Source organism: Streptomyces roseoverticillatus, assembly GCF_000719265.1.
GTDB classification, from domain to species: Bacteria; Actinomycetota; Actinomycetes; order Streptomycetales; family Streptomycetaceae; genus Streptomyces; species Streptomyces roseoverticillatus.
Map to the genome: position 1 here is coordinate 124186 of NZ_JOFL01000018.1, position 17124 is coordinate 141309.

Sequence of the window (17124 nt, forward strand, 5' to 3'; positions counted from 1 at the left end):
GGTGAACGAAGCGCGGCGGAATGATGAACCCGCCGCTCCGCCGGGCCGGGTCGCCGATCGTCGGTGTGCTGTTTACCGGCTGTTGCCCTCGCGTTGGGCAACGAAACGGAATGGATTTCTATCGTCGGCGACGTGTCATCACGTACGCCATCACGTACCGAACCCCCGCTGCGGATCGCCGTCCTCGCCGACTCCGACACCCGGTGGAAATGGGGCGCGCTCACCGCGCACCGGCTCGCACCGGGTGCCCGGCTCGACGGCCGCCTCCTGCGGGGCCGCGCGACCCCCACCGCCCGCCAGCTCGGCGAGGTGGGCGTGCGCGCGGCGGAGATCGGCGAGGTCACCGGGACGGAGTTCGTCCGCACGGCCGGCCGCGACCGGTACGACGTCGTGGTCCTCGCCTGCGTCGGCGGCGCCGTCCAGGCCATGCTGCACGGGCTCGCCGCCGCGTGGGAGGGCGCGCCCTCCAGGCCCGTCGTGGTGACCGGCTACGTGGGCGTCGTCTACGAGAAGCTCGCCGACGGACTGCTGCTGCGCCACGGAGCGGACGTCGTCCTCGCCAACTCCCCGGACGACGCCGTCCGTTTCCGCGCCGTCTACGAGGGCGTGGGCGCCGGCGCGGACTGCGTGACCGAGTGGGCGCTGCCGTTCCTCGGTGACCGCCGCACCGGCCCGCCGGACGGTCAAGTCCGCCCGTACACGGTCGTGTTCGCCGCGCAGCCCTCCGTGCCCGGGAGCCGCGCCGACCGCGGCTACCTGCTCCGCCGCGCCGTCGCGCACGCCCGGGCGCACCCGGAGCGCGAAGTGCTCATCAAACTGCGCAGCAAGCCCGGAGAACACACCACACACATCGAAGAACTCCCGTACCAGAAGCTGGCCGCGCGCCTGCCCGGCGGACTGCCGCCCAACTGCCGCCTCGTCTACGGGCACATGGGCGAGGTCCTCGACCGCACGGACCTCCTCGTCACCGTCAGTTCCACCGCGGCCCTGGAGTCCCTCCACCGCGCCATCCCCACGGCCGTGCTGACCGACCTCGGCATCCGCGAGGCCCTCGGCAACCACCACTTCCTCGGCTCGGGCTGCCTCGCCTCCTGGGACCAGCTCGACGCCGGCCACGTGCCCCGGGCCGACCCGGAGTGGGCCGTCCGCCACGGCGTGCCCGCCGACGGCTCCGGCGAGGCCGTCTTCGCCGCGGCGCGGCAGCGCGTCGCAGGCCTCGCCGCCCGGCCCTGCCTCCCCCCGCTCGCCCCCTACTACACCCCGGCCACCGCACCCGGCTACCTTCCCGCCGTCCTCGCCCGCCACGGCCTCGACCACCGGGGCCGTCCCCTTCCCGGCCGGTCGGGGGCTCCCCGCGAGGAGAGCGCCCTGCGGCGCGCGGGCCGCGCCGCCCTGCGCGACGCGGCCCGCGGCGCCTACCGCCACGGCGTCCAGCGGGTCGCTCCGCTGATCCGCCGCGTGGGGGAGCTGTGACCGTCCCTACGGCGTCCGGTCCCCGGAAGAGCGCCGCCGGAGCCCGGCGGGCCCTCCCCGCGGGCCCGCGGCGGTACGGCACCACCGGGACGGCCCGCGGTACGGCACCGCCGCGCTCCGCCGCGCCGGTTGTTCGCCGTTGCGGCGGAGGGAAGTGCTCGGCGCCGCCGGGGCGTGGTTGCTGCCGCGGCACGTTCCTGCCGCCGCAACGGCGGAGCGCCACCGCGGTGAGGGACCGGCGGAATACGCAACAGCCGTCACAGGCACAGGTGCCGACACGGGCACAGGGGTCAGCGCAAGTCGCCCGCACACGCGCCGGCGCCGTCAGCCGCCCCGTCGTCGCCCGCCCGCCCCAGAACTCCCGGACACGCAAGGAGCCCGTCATGCAAGCCGCCTCGGCTACTCCGACCGCCACGGTCACCCCGGCCGACCGGGCCGGCGCCGCCCCGGCTTCCCCGGCCGGCCCGGCTGCCTCGGTCGCTCCGGCCGTCCCGGCCGGCGCCGCCGCCCCGGCCGAACCGGTTGACCGGCCCGCCCCCGCCGTCCTGGCCGTCATCCCCGCCCGCGGCGGATCCAAGGGCGTGCCCGCGAAGAACCTCGCCCCCATCGGCGGCGTGCCCCTCGTAGCCCGCGCCGTCCGAGAGTGCCGCGCCGCCCGCCTCGTCACCGACGTCGTCGTCTCCACCGACGACCCCGGCATCGCCGCCACCGCGCGCGGCGCCGGAGCCGTCGTCGTCCAGCGCCCCGCCGCCATCGCGGGGGACACCGCCACCAGCGAGGCGGCCGTGCTGCACGCGATGGACGCGTACGAGGCGATGCACGGCACCGAAGTGGGCACGGTCCTGCTGGTGCAGTGCACGAGCCCCTTCCTGACCAGCGGCGACGTCGACGGCGTCGCCGAAGCCGTAGTCGAAGGCGGCGCCGACAGCGCCCTGACCGTCGCACCCTTCCACGGCTTCGTATGGAGGGAGGGGCGGGAGGAGCGGGAGGAGCGGCAGGACTCCGCCTCCCACGGCGTCAACCACGACAAGAGCCGGCGCCCCCGCCGCCAGGACCGCCCCCAGGACCTCCTGGAGACCGGCGCCGCCTACGCCATGCGCGCCGACGGCTTCCGTGCCGCCCGGCACCGCTTCTTCGGCCGCACCGAACTCGTCCGCACCGAGGCCTCCCGCGTCCTGGAGGTCGACGACCCCCACGACCTGGCCCGCGCCCGCGCCCTCGCACCCCTCCTCGACGGCCCCGGCACCGCCGCGCTCCCCGCCCGCGCCGACATCGACGCCGTCGTCATGGACTTCGACGGCACCCAGACCGACGACCGGGTCCTCATCGACGCGGACGGCCGCGAACTCGTCGCCGTCCACCGCGGCGACGGCCTCGGCGTCGCCGCCCTGCGCCGCGCCGGGCTCGCCCTGCTGATCCTCTCCACCGAGGAGAACGCCGTCGTCGCGGCGCGCGGCCGCAAGCTGCGCGTGCCCGTCCTGCACGGCATCGACCGCAAGGACCGCGCGCTCAAGCAGTGGTGCGAGGAGCAGGGCATCGCCCCCGACCGCGTGCTCTACGTCGGCAACGACGTCAACGACCTGGCCTGCCTCGGGCTCGTCGGCTGGCCCGTGGCGGTCGCGGACGCCCATGACGCCGTACGCGGCGCCGCCCGGGCCGTGACCTCCGCGCCCGGCGGCAGCGGCGCCCTCCGCGAGATCGCCTCCTGGCTCCTGGGGCCCGCCCTGACCGCGCCCTGAGCCACCCGAGTCTCCTGACCCGCTAAGCGCGCCCTGAGCCACCCCGAGCCTCCTGACTCTCCCTGAGCTCCTGAGCCACCCCGAATCCCCTGAGCAGCCCCGAACCCCAGAGCCCCTCCGGGCCCATGACCCTCACCGTCCCCGTATCGCGAAGGAACCGCCCCGTATGAACTCCGCGCACGCCGCCCCGTACGCCCCGGTCCGGGCCCTCGGCCGCAAGCTCGCCGGCCCCGGCCACCCCGTCTACGTCACCGGCGAGATCGGCATCAACCACAACGGCGACCTCACCAACGCCTTCGCCCTCATCGACGCGGCCGCCGACGCCGGCTGCGACGCCGTCAAGTTCCAGAAGCGCACCCCCGAGATCTGCACGCCCCGCGACCAGTGGGACATCGAGCGCGACACGCCCTGGGGCCGGATGCGCTACATCGACTACCGCCACCGGGTGGAGTTCGGCGAGGACGAGTACCGCGCCATCGACGCCCACTGCCGCGAGCGCGGCATCGACTGGTTCGCCTCGCCCTGGGACACCGAGGCCGTCGCCTTCCTGGAGAAGTTCGACGTACCCGCCCACAAGGTCGCCTCCGCCTCCCTCACCGACGATGAGCTGCTGCGCGCCCTGCGCGCCACCGGCCGCACGGTCATCCTCTCCACCGGCATGTCCACCCCGAAGCAGATCCGGCACGCCGTCGAGGTGCTCGGCAGCGAGAACATCCTGCTCTGCCACGCCACCTCCACCTACCCGGCCAAGGCCGCCGAGCTCAACCTCCGCGTGATCCACACCCTCCGCGCCGAGTACCCCAACGTGCCCATCGGCTACTCCGGCCACGAGACCGGCCTGCAGACCACCCTCGCCGCCGTCGCCCTCGGCGCCGCCTTCGTCGAGCGCCACATCACCCTCGACCGCGCCATGTGGGGCTCCGACCAGGCCGCTTCCGTCGAGCCCGGCGGCCTGCAGCGGCTCGTGCGCGACATCCGCGTCGTCGAGGAGTCCCTCGGCGACGGCGTGAAGCGCGTCTACGACAGCGAGCTCGGCCCGATGCGCAAGCTGCGCCGGGTCGCGGGCGTCGTCGCCGAGGCCGGCGACCGCGAGCCGGTCACGGCCTGACGGGCGGCCACATGACCCCGAGCGCCGCCGACGAGGGCGGCCCCGCACCGGGCCCACGGGCCCGCCCGCCGCGGCCGGCCCCGGACGCAGCCGAGGGCGCCCCTGCTCCGGGCCTGCGGGCCCGCCGGGCGCCTCGCTCCCGCCGCGACGGCGAGCAACCACTCACCACGCCACCGGCGGTGCCGGAACCACCAGAGGCCGTTCCGGCACCGCCGAACACCGCCGCGGGGGCCGAGCGCCGTCGCGGCGGGACGAAGGAGCGGCAGCCCGCCCCGCCGGAATCGCCGGCCTCCCCGGCCTCGCTGGAGGCCGCCCGCGACCCGGCCCCCGGCCCGGCCCGCACCCTCGCCTTCGTCGAGAGCCCCGTACAGCTCCTCAACGTCCTCGAATGGGCGTACGCGACGGTGGCGGGCGAGCAGTCCCGGCCGCCCAGGCCGTCCGCGGCGCCCGCGCCGGACGGGGCCTCCCGTCCGTCCCGCTCGCCCCGCACGGCCGGTCGCCCCGGCCCCGCACCCGGCCTGCCCGGCTCCCCCCTCGCCCGCGGCGTCCCCCGTCAGCCCGGCCCGCGCGATCAAGGCTCCGGTGCCGGGACGGGGCCGGCACCCGTCCGGCCCGAGCCCACCGGGCTGCTGGTCGTCGTGCTCGCGCCGCACGACCCGATGTCGCGCGGCCAGCTGCGCCGGATGGCCGAGCTGGCCCGGGACCAGGGGCACGAGGTGCGCTGGGAGGAGGCGCGGGGCGGGCCCACGGCGCCGGTGGCCACGGTCGGCGGCCTCGCGGGCCCGCTCCGCCGGGCGCACCGGATCGTGATCGGGGACCCGTTCTCGCGCTACGTCCAGCTGCTGCTGACGATCACCCGGGCGCGCGAGCTGGTGGTGGTCGACGACGGCACGGCCACCATGGAGTTCGTCGCCCAACTCGCGCGGGGCGAAAGCCTCGTACGGTGGCACCGGCGCGGCAGTCGAGGGGCGCGCGATCTCCTCTTCGCGCCGGTCTCTGCTTCAGCGCGCCGGATGCTGACGCCCAACGATCGCCGGAGCGTGGAGGTGTTCACCTCCTTCACCGCCCTCCCGGTGGAACCGCCACCCGGCGTACAGGTCAGGGCCAACGACTTCGCCTGGACGCGCTCCGCCTTCGGCCCGCCCCGGATCTCCCGCGGCACGGACCTCGTGGGAACGTCCCTGGTCGAGACCGGGGTCGTGGACCCCGAGCACTACCTCGGGGCCGTCGCGGCGCTGGCCCGCAACCACGGCGCCACGCGCTACTTCGCCCACCGCCGCGAGAGCGCGGAGAAGCTGCGCCGCATAGCGGACCGCACGGGGCTGGAAGTCGTACGCCCCGAACTGCCGCTGGAGATCGTCGCCCGCCGGGGGCCCGTAGGCCGCACCGTCCTCAGCTTTCCCTCGACCGTCGTGCACACGCTGCCGCTGGCCCTCGCGGGCACCGGGATCACCGTCGCTGTCTGCGACATCGACCCCGTATGGCTCACGGAGCACGCCTCGCCGCGGGCCGAGGGCTTCCTGTCCGAGGTGACGGACACGGCCCGGGATGTGCGGCGACTTCCGGCCAGCCCCCTGAGCGCTCCCTGAGCCGTAAAGACTGGTCATACCCCTCTGATGCGCCATCCATGCGGCTGAACTTTTCTTGATCGGGGGGCAGTTGCCCGGGTGGGGGCTCTACTCTTCCCTGCGTGAACCATCTGATGCCTTGCGACGCCGGGACTGCCACTTCTCAGGGGACGGGCGAGGGGGTGCTCGCCGGTGTGCTCCCCCCGGGGCTGCGTGACGAACTCATCGCGTTCCGGCGGGATTTGCACATGCACCCCGAGCTGGGCAACCGGGAGTTCCGGACCACGGCGGCGGTCAAGGCGAGACTCCAGCGGGCCGGGCTCTCCCCGCGGACGCTGTCCACGGGCACCGGGCTGTTCTGCGACATCGGCCGGGAGCCGGGGGTCCCCGCCCGGCCGATGCTGGCGGTCCGCGCCGATCTCGACGCGCTGCCCATCCCGGACACCAAGACGGTCCCGTACCGCTCGACCGTCCCCAGGATGGCGCACGCCTGCGGGCACGACGTGCACACCACCGCGGTCCTCGGCGCCGGCCTGGTCCTCGCCGACCTCGCCGAGCAGGGCCGGCTGCCCAATCCCGTCCGGCTGATCTTCCAGCCCGCCGAGGAGGTGCTGCCGGGCGGCGCCCTCGACGCCATCGAGTGCGGGGCCCTGGAGGGCGTCGGCAAGATCATCGCGGTGCACTGCGACCCGAAGGTGGAGGTCGGCCGCATCGGCCTGCGGGTCGGCCCCATCACCTCCGCGTGCGACCGGCTGGAGGTCACCCTGGCCGGCCCCGGCGGCCACACCGCCCGCCCGCACTTCACCACCGACCTGGTGACCGCCGCCGCCCGGATCGCGATCGACGTGCCCGCGGTGCTGGCCCGCCGGGTCGACGCCCGCTCGGGCCTCTCCCTCACCTGGGGCCGGATGGAGACGGGCCACGCGCCGAATGTGATCCCGCAGCACGCCGAGCTCTCCGGCACCGTCCGCTGCCTCGACCTGCACGCTTGGCGGGACGCCCCGGATCTGGTGCACGCCGCGATCGACGAGGTCGCGGCCCTCCACCGGGCCAAGTCGGAGATCAACTACGTCCGCGGTGTGCCCCCCGTGGTCAACGACGCCGAGATCGTGGATCTGCTGCGGCGCGCGATGGCCGCCCGCCGCGGCCCCGACTCCGTGGAGGACACCGAGCAGAGCCTGGGCGGCGAGGACTTCTCCTGGTACCTGGAGCGCGTGCCGGGGGCGATGGCCCGGCTGGGCGTCCGCCCCATGGGTGATACGACCCGCCGCGACCTGCATTGTGGCGATTTCGACGTGGATGAGGGTTCCATCACCGCCGGAGTCGAACTCTTCACGGCCGCGGCATTGCTGGACGGACACCGGGTTTAGCTGTAGTAAGCACGGGATTTGAGGAGTGCGAGGGAACGTATTGCTTGCACATTGGCGTGCATATTGCCTTCGTTGGTGCCCGGCCGGACGCGGATCAAGCGTCGCAGGTCACGTTGTACGTAAAACCTGGCCGACTGGGGCCAGATCACGTTGTACGTAAAACCTGTTAGGGGTCCGGATGGCGGATCCCAGGCGGGACTGGGCCGGATGTGTCTATCAAGGACGCAAACGGGTCAATAGTGGTTCGCCTCGATCCGATAACGGCTTTGTTCTACCCCTTTTCCCTCCATCTACGCGCGTTACGATTCCGGCGACCAGCGCCAATGGAGGCGCTTCGAGTGAAGGGGCCTCTCGTGCGCCGGGTATCCACCATCGCTGTCGCGGGCATCAGCACCGCGGCTCTCGCATTCACCCTCACCGCCTGTGGTGAGTCCTCCACCGAGTCCGGTGGCGGCAGCGGACAGGGCGTCGGCCTCGCCTTCGACGTCGGCGGCCGTGACGACCACTCCTTCAACGAGTCCGCCGCTCGCGGCCTGGACAAGGCCGAGAAGGAACTGGGCGTCAAGAGCAAGATGATGACCGCCAAGAACGGCGAGACCGAGGCCGAGCGCGAGCAGCGCCTCAGCTCCCTCGCGGAGAAGGGCTACAACCCGGTCATCGGCGTCGGCTTCAACTACGCGAAGTCGCTGGAGAAGGTCGCCAAGGACTTCCCCAAGACCAACTTCGCGATTGTCGACTCGGTCGTCCCGGGCGCCAACGTCGACAGCATCACCTTCGGTGAGCACGAGGGCTCCTACCTCGCGGGCGTCGCCGCCGCGCTGAAGTCCAAGACCGGCAAGGTCGGCTTCATCGGCGGTGTGGACAACGAGCTGATCAAGAAGTTCCAGGCGGGCTTCGAGCAGGGCGCGAAGGAGGCCAACTCGAAGGTCGAGGTCACCTCCGAGTACCTCGGCAGCACCGACAAGGGCTTCAATGACCCGGCGGCCGCCAAGGACAAGGCCAAGGGCATGCTCGACCGCGGCATCGACGTGATCTACACGGCGGCCGGCCTCTCCGGCAACGGCTCCATCGAGGCCGTCGCCGGCCAGAAGGACGCCTGGGCCATCGGTGTCGACTCCGACCAGTACCAGCAGCCGGGCCTGGAGAAGTACAAGGACCACATCCTCACCTCGGTCGTGAAGAACGTGGACGTGGCGGTCTTCGACATGATCAAGAGCGTCAAGGACGGCAAGCCGCTCACCGGCCAGCACCCCTACCTGCTCAAGGACGGCGGCGTCTCGCTGGCCACCTCGGGCGGCTTCATCGACGACATCAAGGCCAAGATCGAGGAAGCGAAGAAGAACATCGTGGACGGCAAGGTCAAGGTCAAGTCCACCGTGTGACCTCCCGCCGGTCATCCCCGACCGGCACCTCCCGGCCGGTCCGCGTGACCGGCCGGACCCGCACGGCCTCGGGCCCGGCGCGAGAGAGGACCTCTCCGCCGGGCCCGTACACACGCCCCCGGCCCCCGGTCGGGGGCACTGCGGTCGACGCTACGCGCGTAGCGTGCTGTTGACGCGTGTAGCGTCGCCCCCGCCCGTCGGAGCTTCACCCGGTCCCCGCCCGGACGGCTCCGCTCCTTCCTCCCGCTCCCTTCCCCGAGGAGAGTGCGCCATCAAAGCGTCCACCAGTACCGAAGCCGAAGGTACGCAGGCCCCCGCAGTAGAACTCGAGGGCATCACCAAGCGGTTCCCCGGCGTCGTGGCCAACCACGACATCCGCCTCACGGTCCGCCGCGGCACCGTTCACGCCCTCTGCGGCGAGAACGGCGCCGGCAAGTCGACCCTCATGAAGATCCTCTACGGCATGCAGAAGCCGGACGAGGGCACGATCACGCTCGACGGCGAGCAGGTCACCCTGCACAGCCCGGGCGACGCCATCGCGCGCGGCATCGGCATGGTGCACCAGCACTTCATGCTCGCCGACAACCTCACCGTCCTGGAGAACGTCGTCCTGGGCGCCGAGAAGCTGCACGGCATCGGCGGCAAGGCACGCGCGAAGATCAAGGAGATCTCCGACGCGTACGGCCTGGCCGTCCGCCCCGACGCCCTCGTGGAGGACCTCGGCGTCGCCGACCGCCAGCGCGTGGAGATCCTCAAGGTCCTCTACCGCGGCGCCCGCACGCTGATCCTCGACGAGCCGACCGCCGTCCTGGTCCCGCAGGAGGTCGACGCGCTCTTCGGCAACCTGCGCGAGCTCAAGTCCGAGGGCCTCACGGTCATCTTCATCTCGCACAAGCTCGGCGAGGTGCTGTCCGTCGCCGACGACATCACCGTCATCCGGCGCGGCACCACCGTCGGCACCGCGGTCCCCAGCGAGACCACCCCCAAGCAGCTCGCCGAGCTGATGGTCGGCAGCGAGCTGCCCTCGCCGGAGACCCGCGAGTCGACGGTCACCGACGTCGAGATGCTGAAGGTGGACGGCCTGCACCTGTCGGCGACCGACCCCGACGGCGTGGTCCGCGCGGTCCTCGACGGCATCTCCCTGACCATCCACAAGGGCGAGGTCCTCGGCATCGCCGGTGTGGAGGGCAACGGCCAGGCGGAGCTCGTCGAGGCCATCATGGGCATGCGCGACCCCGACGGCGGCACGATCCTCCTCGACGGGACCGACATCAGCCACGCGCCGACCCGCAAGCGGCGCGAGGACGGCATCGGCTACGTCCCCGAGGACCGCCACCGGCACGGCCTGCTGCTGGAAGCCCCGCTGTGGGAGAACCGCATCCTCGGCCACGTCACCGAGAAGCCCAACAGCAAGCGCGGCGTTCTCGACAACAAGGCCGCCCGCACCGACACCGAGCGCATCGTGCGCGAGTACGACGTGCGCACGCCCGGCATCGAGGTCACCGCGGCCTCCCTGTCCGGCGGCAACCAGCAGAAGCTGATCGTCGGCCGCGAGATGAGCCACGCGCCCAAGCTCCTCATCGCCGCGCACCCCACCCGGGGCGTGGACGTCGGCGCGCAGGCGCAGATCTGGGACCAGATCCGCGAGGCGCGCCGCGAGGGCCTGGCGGTGCTGCTGATCTCCGCCGACCTGGACGAGCTGATCGGGCTCTCCGACACCCTGCGGGTGATGTTCCGCGGCCGCCTGGTCGCCGACGCCGACCCCGCCACGATCACCCCGGAGGAGTTGGGCTCGGCCATGACCGGCGCCGCAACCGGCCACCTCGAGCACACCGAGGAGGCCGAAGAGACCGCCGCGGACGGCGGGGACAGCCCCGCCGCCGAGAGCGGGGAGTCCGCCGAGGGCGAGGAGACCGCCTCCGGCGAAGACACCGCCAAGGGCAAGAAGAACGCCTCCGGTGAAGAGAGCGCCAAGGGCGACGACACCGCGGGGGAGGGTGACGAGAAGTGAAGAAGTTCGACAAGAACAAGGTGATTCTGGGGATCGCCGCCCCGCTCCTGGCCATCGTGGCCGCCATGGTGATCACCTCGGTCATCATCGCCGCCACCGGCAAGGACCCGTTCCACGCCTACCAGGTGATGATCGAGTTCGGCTCGAAGGCCGACAGCCAGGTCTGGATCATCAACAAGGCCACCCCGTACTACCTGTCCGCGCTGGCCGTCGCCATCGGCTTCCGGATGAACCTGTTCAACATCGGCGTCGACGGCCAGTACCGCATCGCGGCCTTCTTCGCCGCCGCCGTCGGCGGCGCGCTCGCGCTGCCCGGCATCATTCAGATCCCGGTCATCATCATCGTCGCGATGCTGGTGGGCGCCCTCTGGGCGGGCATCGCCGGTCTGCTGAAGACCACCCGCGGCGTCAGCGAGGTGATCAGCACGATCATGCTGAACGCCATCGGCGCCTCGGTCATCGCCTACTTCCTGAAGGACGGCCGGCTCGCGGTGAAGGAGGGCAACCTGGTCCACACGACTTACCTGCCCGACTCGGCGCACTTCTTCGAGATCCCGACCACGCCCAAGCCGATCTACGGCTTCGTGATCGTCGCGGTGCTGGCCGGCATCGCCTACTGGTTCGTGCTCGGCCGCACCCGCTTCGGCTTCGACCTGCGCACCGTCGGTCAGTCCGAGTCCGCCGCCCACGCCTCCGGCGTGAGCGTCAAGCGCATGGTGATCACCGCCATGCTGCTCTCCGGCGCCATGGCCGGCCTCGTCGGCATGCCGACCCTGCTCGGCGTCTCGTACAACTACGGCACCGACTTCCCCGCCGGCATCGGCTTCACGGGCATCGCCATCGCCCTCCTGGGCCGCAACCACCCCATCGGCATGGTGGCCGGCGCGCTGCTCTGGGGCTTCCTGGACCGCACCAGCACCCAGCTGGAGTTCGAGGGCTACGCCCAGGAGATCGTCGGAGTCATCCAGGGCGTCATCGTCCTGTGCGTCGTCGTCGCCTATGAGCTCGTGCGCCGGTACGGCCTCAAGATGCAGCAGCGCAAGGTCGGCGAGGAGCTCGCCGCCCAGGCCCGTAAGAGCGAGAAGGCGGAGGTTTCCGCGTGAGTACGACCTTCACCGCCGCACTCGCCGACCGGCTGAGCGGCAAGAACAAGGACAGCAAGGGCGGGCGCAAGCTCTCCTACCCCGTCGTCCTGCTGATCATCGCGGGCGCCCTGCTCCTGCTCTCCGCCCTGCGGATGATCACGGACGCCAATGACCTGACCTCCTCCGGTCAGTACAGCTCCGCCCTCGCCGCCGCCGTGCCGATCGGCCTCGCCGGCCTCGGCGGGCTGTGGGCCGAGCGCGCGGGCGTCGTCAACATCGGCCTCGAAGGCATGATGATGCTCGGCACCTTCGGCGCCGGCTGGATGGGCTGGCAGCACGGCCCGTGGATCGCGGCGCTCGCCGGCGTCATCGGCGGCGCGGTCGGCGGCCTCGTGCACGCGATCGCCACCGTCACCTTCGGCGTCGACCAGATCATCTCCGGTGTGGCCATGAACATCCTGGCCCTCGGCGTCACGCAGTACTTCGCCAAGCTGCTGTTCGGCGCGGAGGGCAGCGCGGCCCAGCAGGCGGGCGGCAACGACAAACAGTCGCCCGTCATGGCCGACATGCCGAACTTCTCCATCCCGGGCCTGTCCGACTGGCTCGGCACCATCGAGAAGCACCACTGGTTCCTCGTCTCCGACCTCGCCGGCGTCGTCCGCGGCCTGGTCACCGACGTCTCCTGGCTGACGATCGTCGCCGGGCTCCTCTTCGTCGGCACCTTCTACGTGCTGTGGCGCTCCGCCTTCGGCCTGCGCCTGCGCTCCTGCGGTGAGAGCCCGGTGGCCGCCGAGTCCCTCGGCGTCAACGTCTACACGTACAAGTACGCGGCCGTGGTCGTCTCCGGCGCCCTCGCGGGCCTCGGCGGCGCGTTCCTCGCCATCGGCACGCACATGTACTCCGACGGCCAGACCGCCGGCCGCGGCTACATCGGTCTCGCGACCATGATCTCCGGCAACTGGCGGCCGGGCGGCGTGGCCATGAGCGCCGGCCTGTTCGGCTTCATGGACAGCCTCCAGCTGCGCTCCGGCGGCCCGACCGTCCACGCGTTGCTGCTGCTCCTGGCCGTGCTGCTGGTCGGCTTCGCCGCGTGGCGGCTGAAGGCCGGCAAGGTTCAGGCCGCGGTCATCGCCGGCGTCATCGGCGCCCTGCTGGTCGTCTGGTACGCCACGACCGACACCGTGCCGCTGGAGCTCGTCGTCGCGACCCCGTACGTGGCGACCCTGCTCGTCCTGTCGGTGTCCTCGCAACGTCTGCGGATGCCCAAGGCGAACGGCAAGCCGTACCGGAAGGGCCAAGGAAAGTGACCTCTTCCCCCAACTGGGAGGAGCTGCGCGGGCAGGCCCGGGACGCGATGTCCCGGGCCTACGCCCCGTACTCCGGCTTCCCCGTCGGCTCGGCGGCCCTCGTGGACGACGGCCGCGTCGTCAGCGGCTGCAACGTGGAGAACGCGGCCTACGGCGTCGCCCTGTGCGCCGAGTGCGGCCTCGTCTCGGAGCTCGTCGCCACCGGCGGCGGCCGGCTCGTGGCCTTCACCTGCTGCGACCGCCACGGCAACGTGCTCATGCCCTGCGGGCGCTGCCGGCAGCTGCTGTGGGAGCACGGCGGCCCGGAGCTGGCCGTGGACACGACCACCGGCATCCGCCCGCTGGCGGAACTCCTGCCGGATGCGTTTGGGCCCGCTGACCTGAATCGTTAAAGATGTCCCTAAGCGCCGGAGGAGTTGTTGTTTGCAGCCCCTCCGGGTCACTTTCCGGCCCCGGGAAGACCTGAGGACTACGAACTTAAGGAAAATGTGCTGATGGACGCCATTTCCGTGATCCGCGCCAAGCGCGACCGCGCCCGTCTGACCGACGAGCAGATCGACTGGGTCATCGACGCGTACACGCGCGGCGAGGTCGCCGACGAGCAGATGTCCGCGCTCGCGATGGCCATCCTGCTCAACGGCATGGACCGTGCGGAGATCGCCCGCTGGACCGCCGCGATGATCAAGTCCGGCGAGCGCATGGACTTCTCCTCGCTTCCCATGCCGACCTCGGACAAGCACTCCACGGGCGGCGTCGGCGACAAGATCACGCTGCCGCTGGCGCCTCTCGTCGCGGCGTGCGGCGCGGCCGTCCCGCAGCTGTCCGGCCGCGGCCTCGGCCACACCGGCGGCACGCTGGACAAGCTGGAGTCCATCCCCGGCTGGCGCGCGCTGCTCTCCAACGACGAGATGATGGACGTCCTGCGCAACGTGGGCTCCGTCATCTGCGCCGCGGGCGACGGCCTCGCCCCGGCCGACAAGAAGCTCTACGCCCTGCGCGACGTGACCGGCACGGTCGAGGCGATCCCGCTGATCGCCTCCTCCATCATGTCGAAGAAGATCGCCGAGGGTACGGGCTCGCTCGTCCTGGACGTGAAGGTCGGCTCCGGCGCCTTCATGAAGAACATCGAGGACGCGCGCGAGCTGGCGTCCACGATGGTGGGCCTGGGCACGGACCACGGCGTCAAGACCGTGGCCCTCCTGACGGACATGTCCACCCCGCTCGGCCTCACCGCGGGCAACGCCCTCGAGGTCCGCGAGTCCGTCGAGGTCCTCGCCGGCGGCGGCCCGGCCGACGTCGTCGAGCTGACCATCGCCCTGGCCCGCGAGATGCTCGACGCGGCCGGCATCAAGGACGCCGACCCCGCGAAGGCGCTGCGCGACGGCACCGCCATGGACCACTGGCGCCGCATGATCCAGGCCCAGGGCGGCGACCCGGACGCGACGCTCCCGGTCGCCCGCGAGCAGCACGTGGTCAAGGCCACGGCCTCCGGCGTCCTCACCAAGCTCGACGCCTACGCCGTCGGCGTCTCCGCCTGGCGCCTCGGCGCGGGCCGCGCGCGCAAGGAGGACCCGGTGCAGTTCGGCGCGGGCATCGAGATGCACGCCAAGCCGGGCGAGAAGGTCACCGAGGGCCAGCCCCTGATGACCCTCCACACGGACACCCCGGAGAAGTTCGACTACGCGCTGAAGGCCCTGGAGGGCGGCGTGGAGATCGCCCCGGCGGGCACGGACTTCACGGCGAACCCGATCGTGCTGGACCGCATCGCGTAACTCCGCGAAGCCCACGAGAAAAGCCCCCGCTGCGGCGGGGGCTTTTCTTTTTATCCCACCCCCGTCATCCCACGCGCGCCACTCGTCCGAGTGAAGTCCTTACGCCGCCTCTGGTTGGGATTGACGCGTGGCGGTGTCCTGATCACGTCACGTAAAGCATTTGGCCGAATGCCTGACCGTCCGAACCGCCCGAACAGTCAACTCCTCGGAAAGGAAGGGAAGATGAGCAGAAACAGGCTCACCGTCGCATCGGCCCTCGCGCTGACCGTATCGGGGTTCCTCGTGGCAGCCGCCGGAACGGCCCAGGCAGGCGCCTACGACGACATCAACATGCAGAAGCAGGAAAAGACCCAGTGGTGCTGGGACGCCTCGGGCAACACCATCGCCGCGTACTGGGGCTACAACTACACCCAGACCCAGTTCTGCAACCTCGCCAATGCCGCGACCGGCGTCAGCTGCAACAACCAGCCGGCCACGCTCGGAGACATGGCCGGCGCCTGGGGGCGCATGGGCTTCAGCAACACCGGCACGGGCGTCAACAGCTCGCTGTCGTTCAACGAGGTCTCCAACGAGGTCAACGCCGGCCGGCCCATGGCCGTGCGCATCGGCTGGACGTCCGGCGGCGGCCACATGAACGTCGTCTACGGCTACGACGAGTCGGACAACACCATCGGCGTCGGCGACCCGTGGCCGGACACCCAGACGTACACGTGGTGGAAGTACAACGACTACGTCAGCAACAGCTCGTTCAAGTGGACGCACAGCCGCGAGAAGATCACGGGCTGAGGAGGAGCATCATGCGTGACACCGGAGAACCCCGCACACGCAGGGCCGCCCGCCTCTCCCTCGGCCTGGCCCTGGGCGCGTCGGCGCTGCTGACCGCGGCGGCCGGGCCGGCCCTCGCCGCCCCCGCCCCCGCTCCCGCCGACATCCCCGACTACCAGGCTGCCCTGGACACGGTGAAGTCACAGGCCACCCGCGACGCCGTCTGCCGGTTCCTCAGCGCGCCGCTGCCGGACGGCGGCCCCCGCGGGGCCCAGACCATCCCCGCCCGGACCGACCCGTGCCAGGGCGTGCCGTCCTTCACCGTCAAGCTCCCGGCCGCGCTGTACGAGGTCACCCCGGCCTTCGCCGCCGGCACGGCCCGACCGGTCCTCGCCGAAGCGCTCCGGATCGCCTACGTGGTCTCCCCGGTCAGCCCCGACAGCGGCAGCGGACGCAGCGCCACCGTCCTGCTGGCCGCCACCCAGGGCGGCGGATGGCACCTGGCCGGCGTGCGCGAGAGCGACAGCGACGGCACCTACCCCACCAAGGGCGCCCTCGGGGCCACGGTGTTCTCCGAACCGCAGCTCCACGCCTGGTACCAGCTGAAGCTCGACAGCACCGTCGAGCCCCTCAACGACGCGGCCAAGGCCGGACTCGACGGCAAGTCGTCGGTGTCCCTGGCCGATTACCAGAACCTGGTGAAGGGCCGCTACGCCGACAAACTGCCCGGCTCGGACTACGACACGAAGGGCTTCTCCAGCGGCTTCCGGCCCACCGCCCCGGCACACTCCCCGTCCCCGGCCCCGCTGATCATCGGCGGCTCGGGCGCGGCGCTCGCCCTGGCGGGCGGCACCTTCGCCTTCCGGCGCCGCAGGCGCGCCGGGGCGGCGTGATCGCGGGTTGACCTGCCTCGTGCGGCGAACGGGGCCCGGCGGAGTCTTCCGCCGGGCCCCGTTTCATGTTTTCCCGGGTCTGCCGGCTCAGGCCTGGTACTCGGTGAGGTCGATGGCGTGCACCGTCAGCGGGAAGTCGTGGACCGGGTGGACCGTCTCGCGCTCCGGGGCCATGCCGAGCTTGCGGGCGATGTTCTCGGAGGCCTCGTCGCCGGTCCGGATGATGCTGATGACGCGGTCGAGGCCGCGGTCCGTGAGCGCGAATTCCAGCACGGCCTGCGCGGCCTCGGAGGCGTAGCCCTGGCCCCAGAACTGGGAGCCGAGCCGCCAGCTGATCGCCACGTCGGGCGCCACCTCCGGCAGGAACTCCGGCACGGACAGCCCCGTGAAGCCGATCAGCTCACCGGAGCCCAGCAGCTCCACGGCGAAGAGGCCGAAGCCCTCCTCGTCCCACTCCTCCTCCCACCGCTCGATCTCCTCGGCGGTGGTGTCCGGGTCGAGCGTCGAACCGTCGCCCACCCAGCGCATGACCTGCGGGTCCGCGTTGATGTCCGCCATGAAGGTGATGTCGTCGTCGTGCCAGCGACGGAGGAGGAGGCGGGGGGTGTGGATCTCGGTCATACGGTCCATCCTGCCGAAGCCGGGGCCTCC

At 71.9% G+C, this 17124-nt stretch carries 14 protein-coding genes; 13 read left to right on the forward strand and 1 reads right to left on the reverse strand.

Going from position 1 to position 17124, the window contains the following annotated elements:
* Positions 1-132: 132 nt before the first annotated feature.
* The 13 genes from IF61_RS0122260 to IF61_RS0122320 all read left to right on the forward strand — a co-directional run bounded on the left by IF61_RS0122260 (position 133) and on the right by IF61_RS0122320 (position 16473).
* On the forward strand, positions 133-1473 hold the full coding sequence (locus tag IF61_RS0122260) for a DUF6716 putative glycosyltransferase (protein WP_245684579.1): 1341 nt from the start codon (positions 133-135) through the stop codon (positions 1471-1473).
* 383 nt (positions 1474-1856) lie between these two features.
* On the forward strand, positions 1857-3212 hold the full coding sequence (locus IF61_RS0122265) for an acylneuraminate cytidylyltransferase (RefSeq protein ID WP_078660403.1): 1356 nt from the start codon (positions 1857-1859) through the stop codon (positions 3210-3212).
* A 166-nt stretch (positions 3213-3378) separates the two neighbouring features.
* Positions 3379-4320: an N-acetylneuraminate synthase family protein gene (locus IF61_RS0122270; protein WP_030368264.1), complete on the forward strand. Its 942-nt coding sequence runs from the start codon at positions 3379-3381 to the stop codon at positions 4318-4320.
* 302 nt (positions 4321-4622) lie between these two features.
* Positions 4623-5909 carry a hypothetical protein gene (locus IF61_RS0122275; RefSeq protein WP_030368265.1) on the forward strand — a complete coding sequence of 429 codons (1287 nt, stop codon included), beginning with the start codon at positions 4623-4625 and terminating at the stop codon, positions 5907-5909.
* Between the two features lie 113 nt (positions 5910-6022).
* Positions 6023-7258 carry an amidohydrolase gene (locus IF61_RS0122280; protein ID WP_030368266.1) on the forward strand — a complete coding sequence of 412 codons (1236 nt, stop codon included), beginning with the start codon at positions 6023-6025 and terminating at the stop codon, positions 7256-7258.
* A 353-nt stretch (positions 7259-7611) separates the two neighbouring features.
* On the forward strand, positions 7612-8640 hold the full coding sequence (locus tag IF61_RS0122285) for a BMP family lipoprotein (RefSeq protein WP_030368267.1): 1029 nt from the start codon (positions 7612-7614) through the stop codon (positions 8638-8640).
* A 271-nt stretch (positions 8641-8911) separates the two neighbouring features.
* Positions 8912-10651: an ABC transporter ATP-binding protein gene (locus IF61_RS0122290; protein WP_245684584.1), complete on the forward strand. Its 1740-nt coding sequence runs from the start codon at positions 8912-8914 to the stop codon at positions 10649-10651.
* The gene (locus IF61_RS0122295) at positions 10648-11754 is read left to right on the forward strand and encodes an ABC transporter permease (protein WP_030368269.1); all 1107 of its coding nucleotides are present in this window, start codon (positions 10648-10650) and stop codon (positions 11752-11754) included. The genes IF61_RS0122290 and IF61_RS0122295 overlap by 4 nt, the downstream gene beginning before the upstream one ends.
* Positions 11751-13043: an ABC transporter permease gene (locus IF61_RS0122300; RefSeq protein WP_030368270.1), complete on the forward strand. Its 1293-nt coding sequence runs from the start codon at positions 11751-11753 to the stop codon at positions 13041-13043. Before IF61_RS0122295 ends, IF61_RS0122300 begins: the two co-directional genes overlap by 4 nt.
* Positions 13040-13435 carry a cytidine deaminase gene (locus tag IF61_RS0122305; protein WP_030368271.1) on the forward strand — a complete coding sequence of 132 codons (396 nt, stop codon included), beginning with the start codon at positions 13040-13042 and terminating at the stop codon, positions 13433-13435. Before IF61_RS0122300 ends, IF61_RS0122305 begins: the two co-directional genes overlap by 4 nt.
* Before the next feature lie 96 nt (positions 13436-13531).
* The gene (locus tag IF61_RS0122310; RefSeq protein ID WP_030368272.1) at positions 13532-14815 is read left to right on the forward strand and encodes a thymidine phosphorylase; all 1284 of its coding nucleotides are present in this window, start codon (positions 13532-13534) and stop codon (positions 14813-14815) included.
* Between the two features lie 222 nt (positions 14816-15037).
* Entirely contained in the window at positions 15038-15601 is a 564-nt protein-coding gene (locus IF61_RS0122315) for a papain-like cysteine protease family protein (protein WP_030368273.1), read from the forward strand.
* A gap of 11 nt (positions 15602-15612) precedes the next feature.
* Positions 15613-16473: a hypothetical protein gene (locus tag IF61_RS0122320; RefSeq protein ID WP_030368274.1), complete on the forward strand. Its 861-nt coding sequence runs from the start codon at positions 15613-15615 to the stop codon at positions 16471-16473.
* Between the two features lie 87 nt (positions 16474-16560).
* Here the strand turns inward: IF61_RS0122320 and IF61_RS0122325 are convergent, their stop codons facing one another.
* Positions 16561-17094: a GNAT family N-acetyltransferase gene (locus IF61_RS0122325; RefSeq protein ID WP_030368275.1), complete on the reverse strand. Its 534-nt coding sequence runs from the start codon at positions 17092-17094 to the stop codon at positions 16561-16563.
* Positions 17095-17124: the final 30 nt, after the last annotated feature.

Coding starts and splice junctions, on each gene's coding strand:
- IF61_RS0122265 (WP_078660403.1), top strand. CDS start 1,857: ATGCAAGCCGCCTCGGCTACTCCGACCGCCACGGTCACCCCGGCCGAC.
- IF61_RS0122270 (WP_030368264.1), top strand. CDS start 3,379: ATGAACTCCGCGCACGCCGCCCCGTACGCCCCGGTCCGGGCCCTCGGC.
- IF61_RS0122280 (WP_030368266.1), top strand. CDS start 6,023: ATGCCTTGCGACGCCGGGACTGCCACTTCTCAGGGGACGGGCGAGGGG.
- IF61_RS0122315 (WP_030368273.1), top strand. CDS start 15,038: ATGAGCAGAAACAGGCTCACCGTCGCATCGGCCCTCGCGCTGACCGTA.
- IF61_RS0122320 (WP_030368274.1), top strand. CDS start 15,613: ATGCGTGACACCGGAGAACCCCGCACACGCAGGGCCGCCCGCCTCTCC.
- IF61_RS0122325 (WP_030368275.1), bottom strand. CDS start 17,094: ATGACCGAGATCCACACCCCCCGCCTCCTCCTCCGTCGCTGGCACGAC.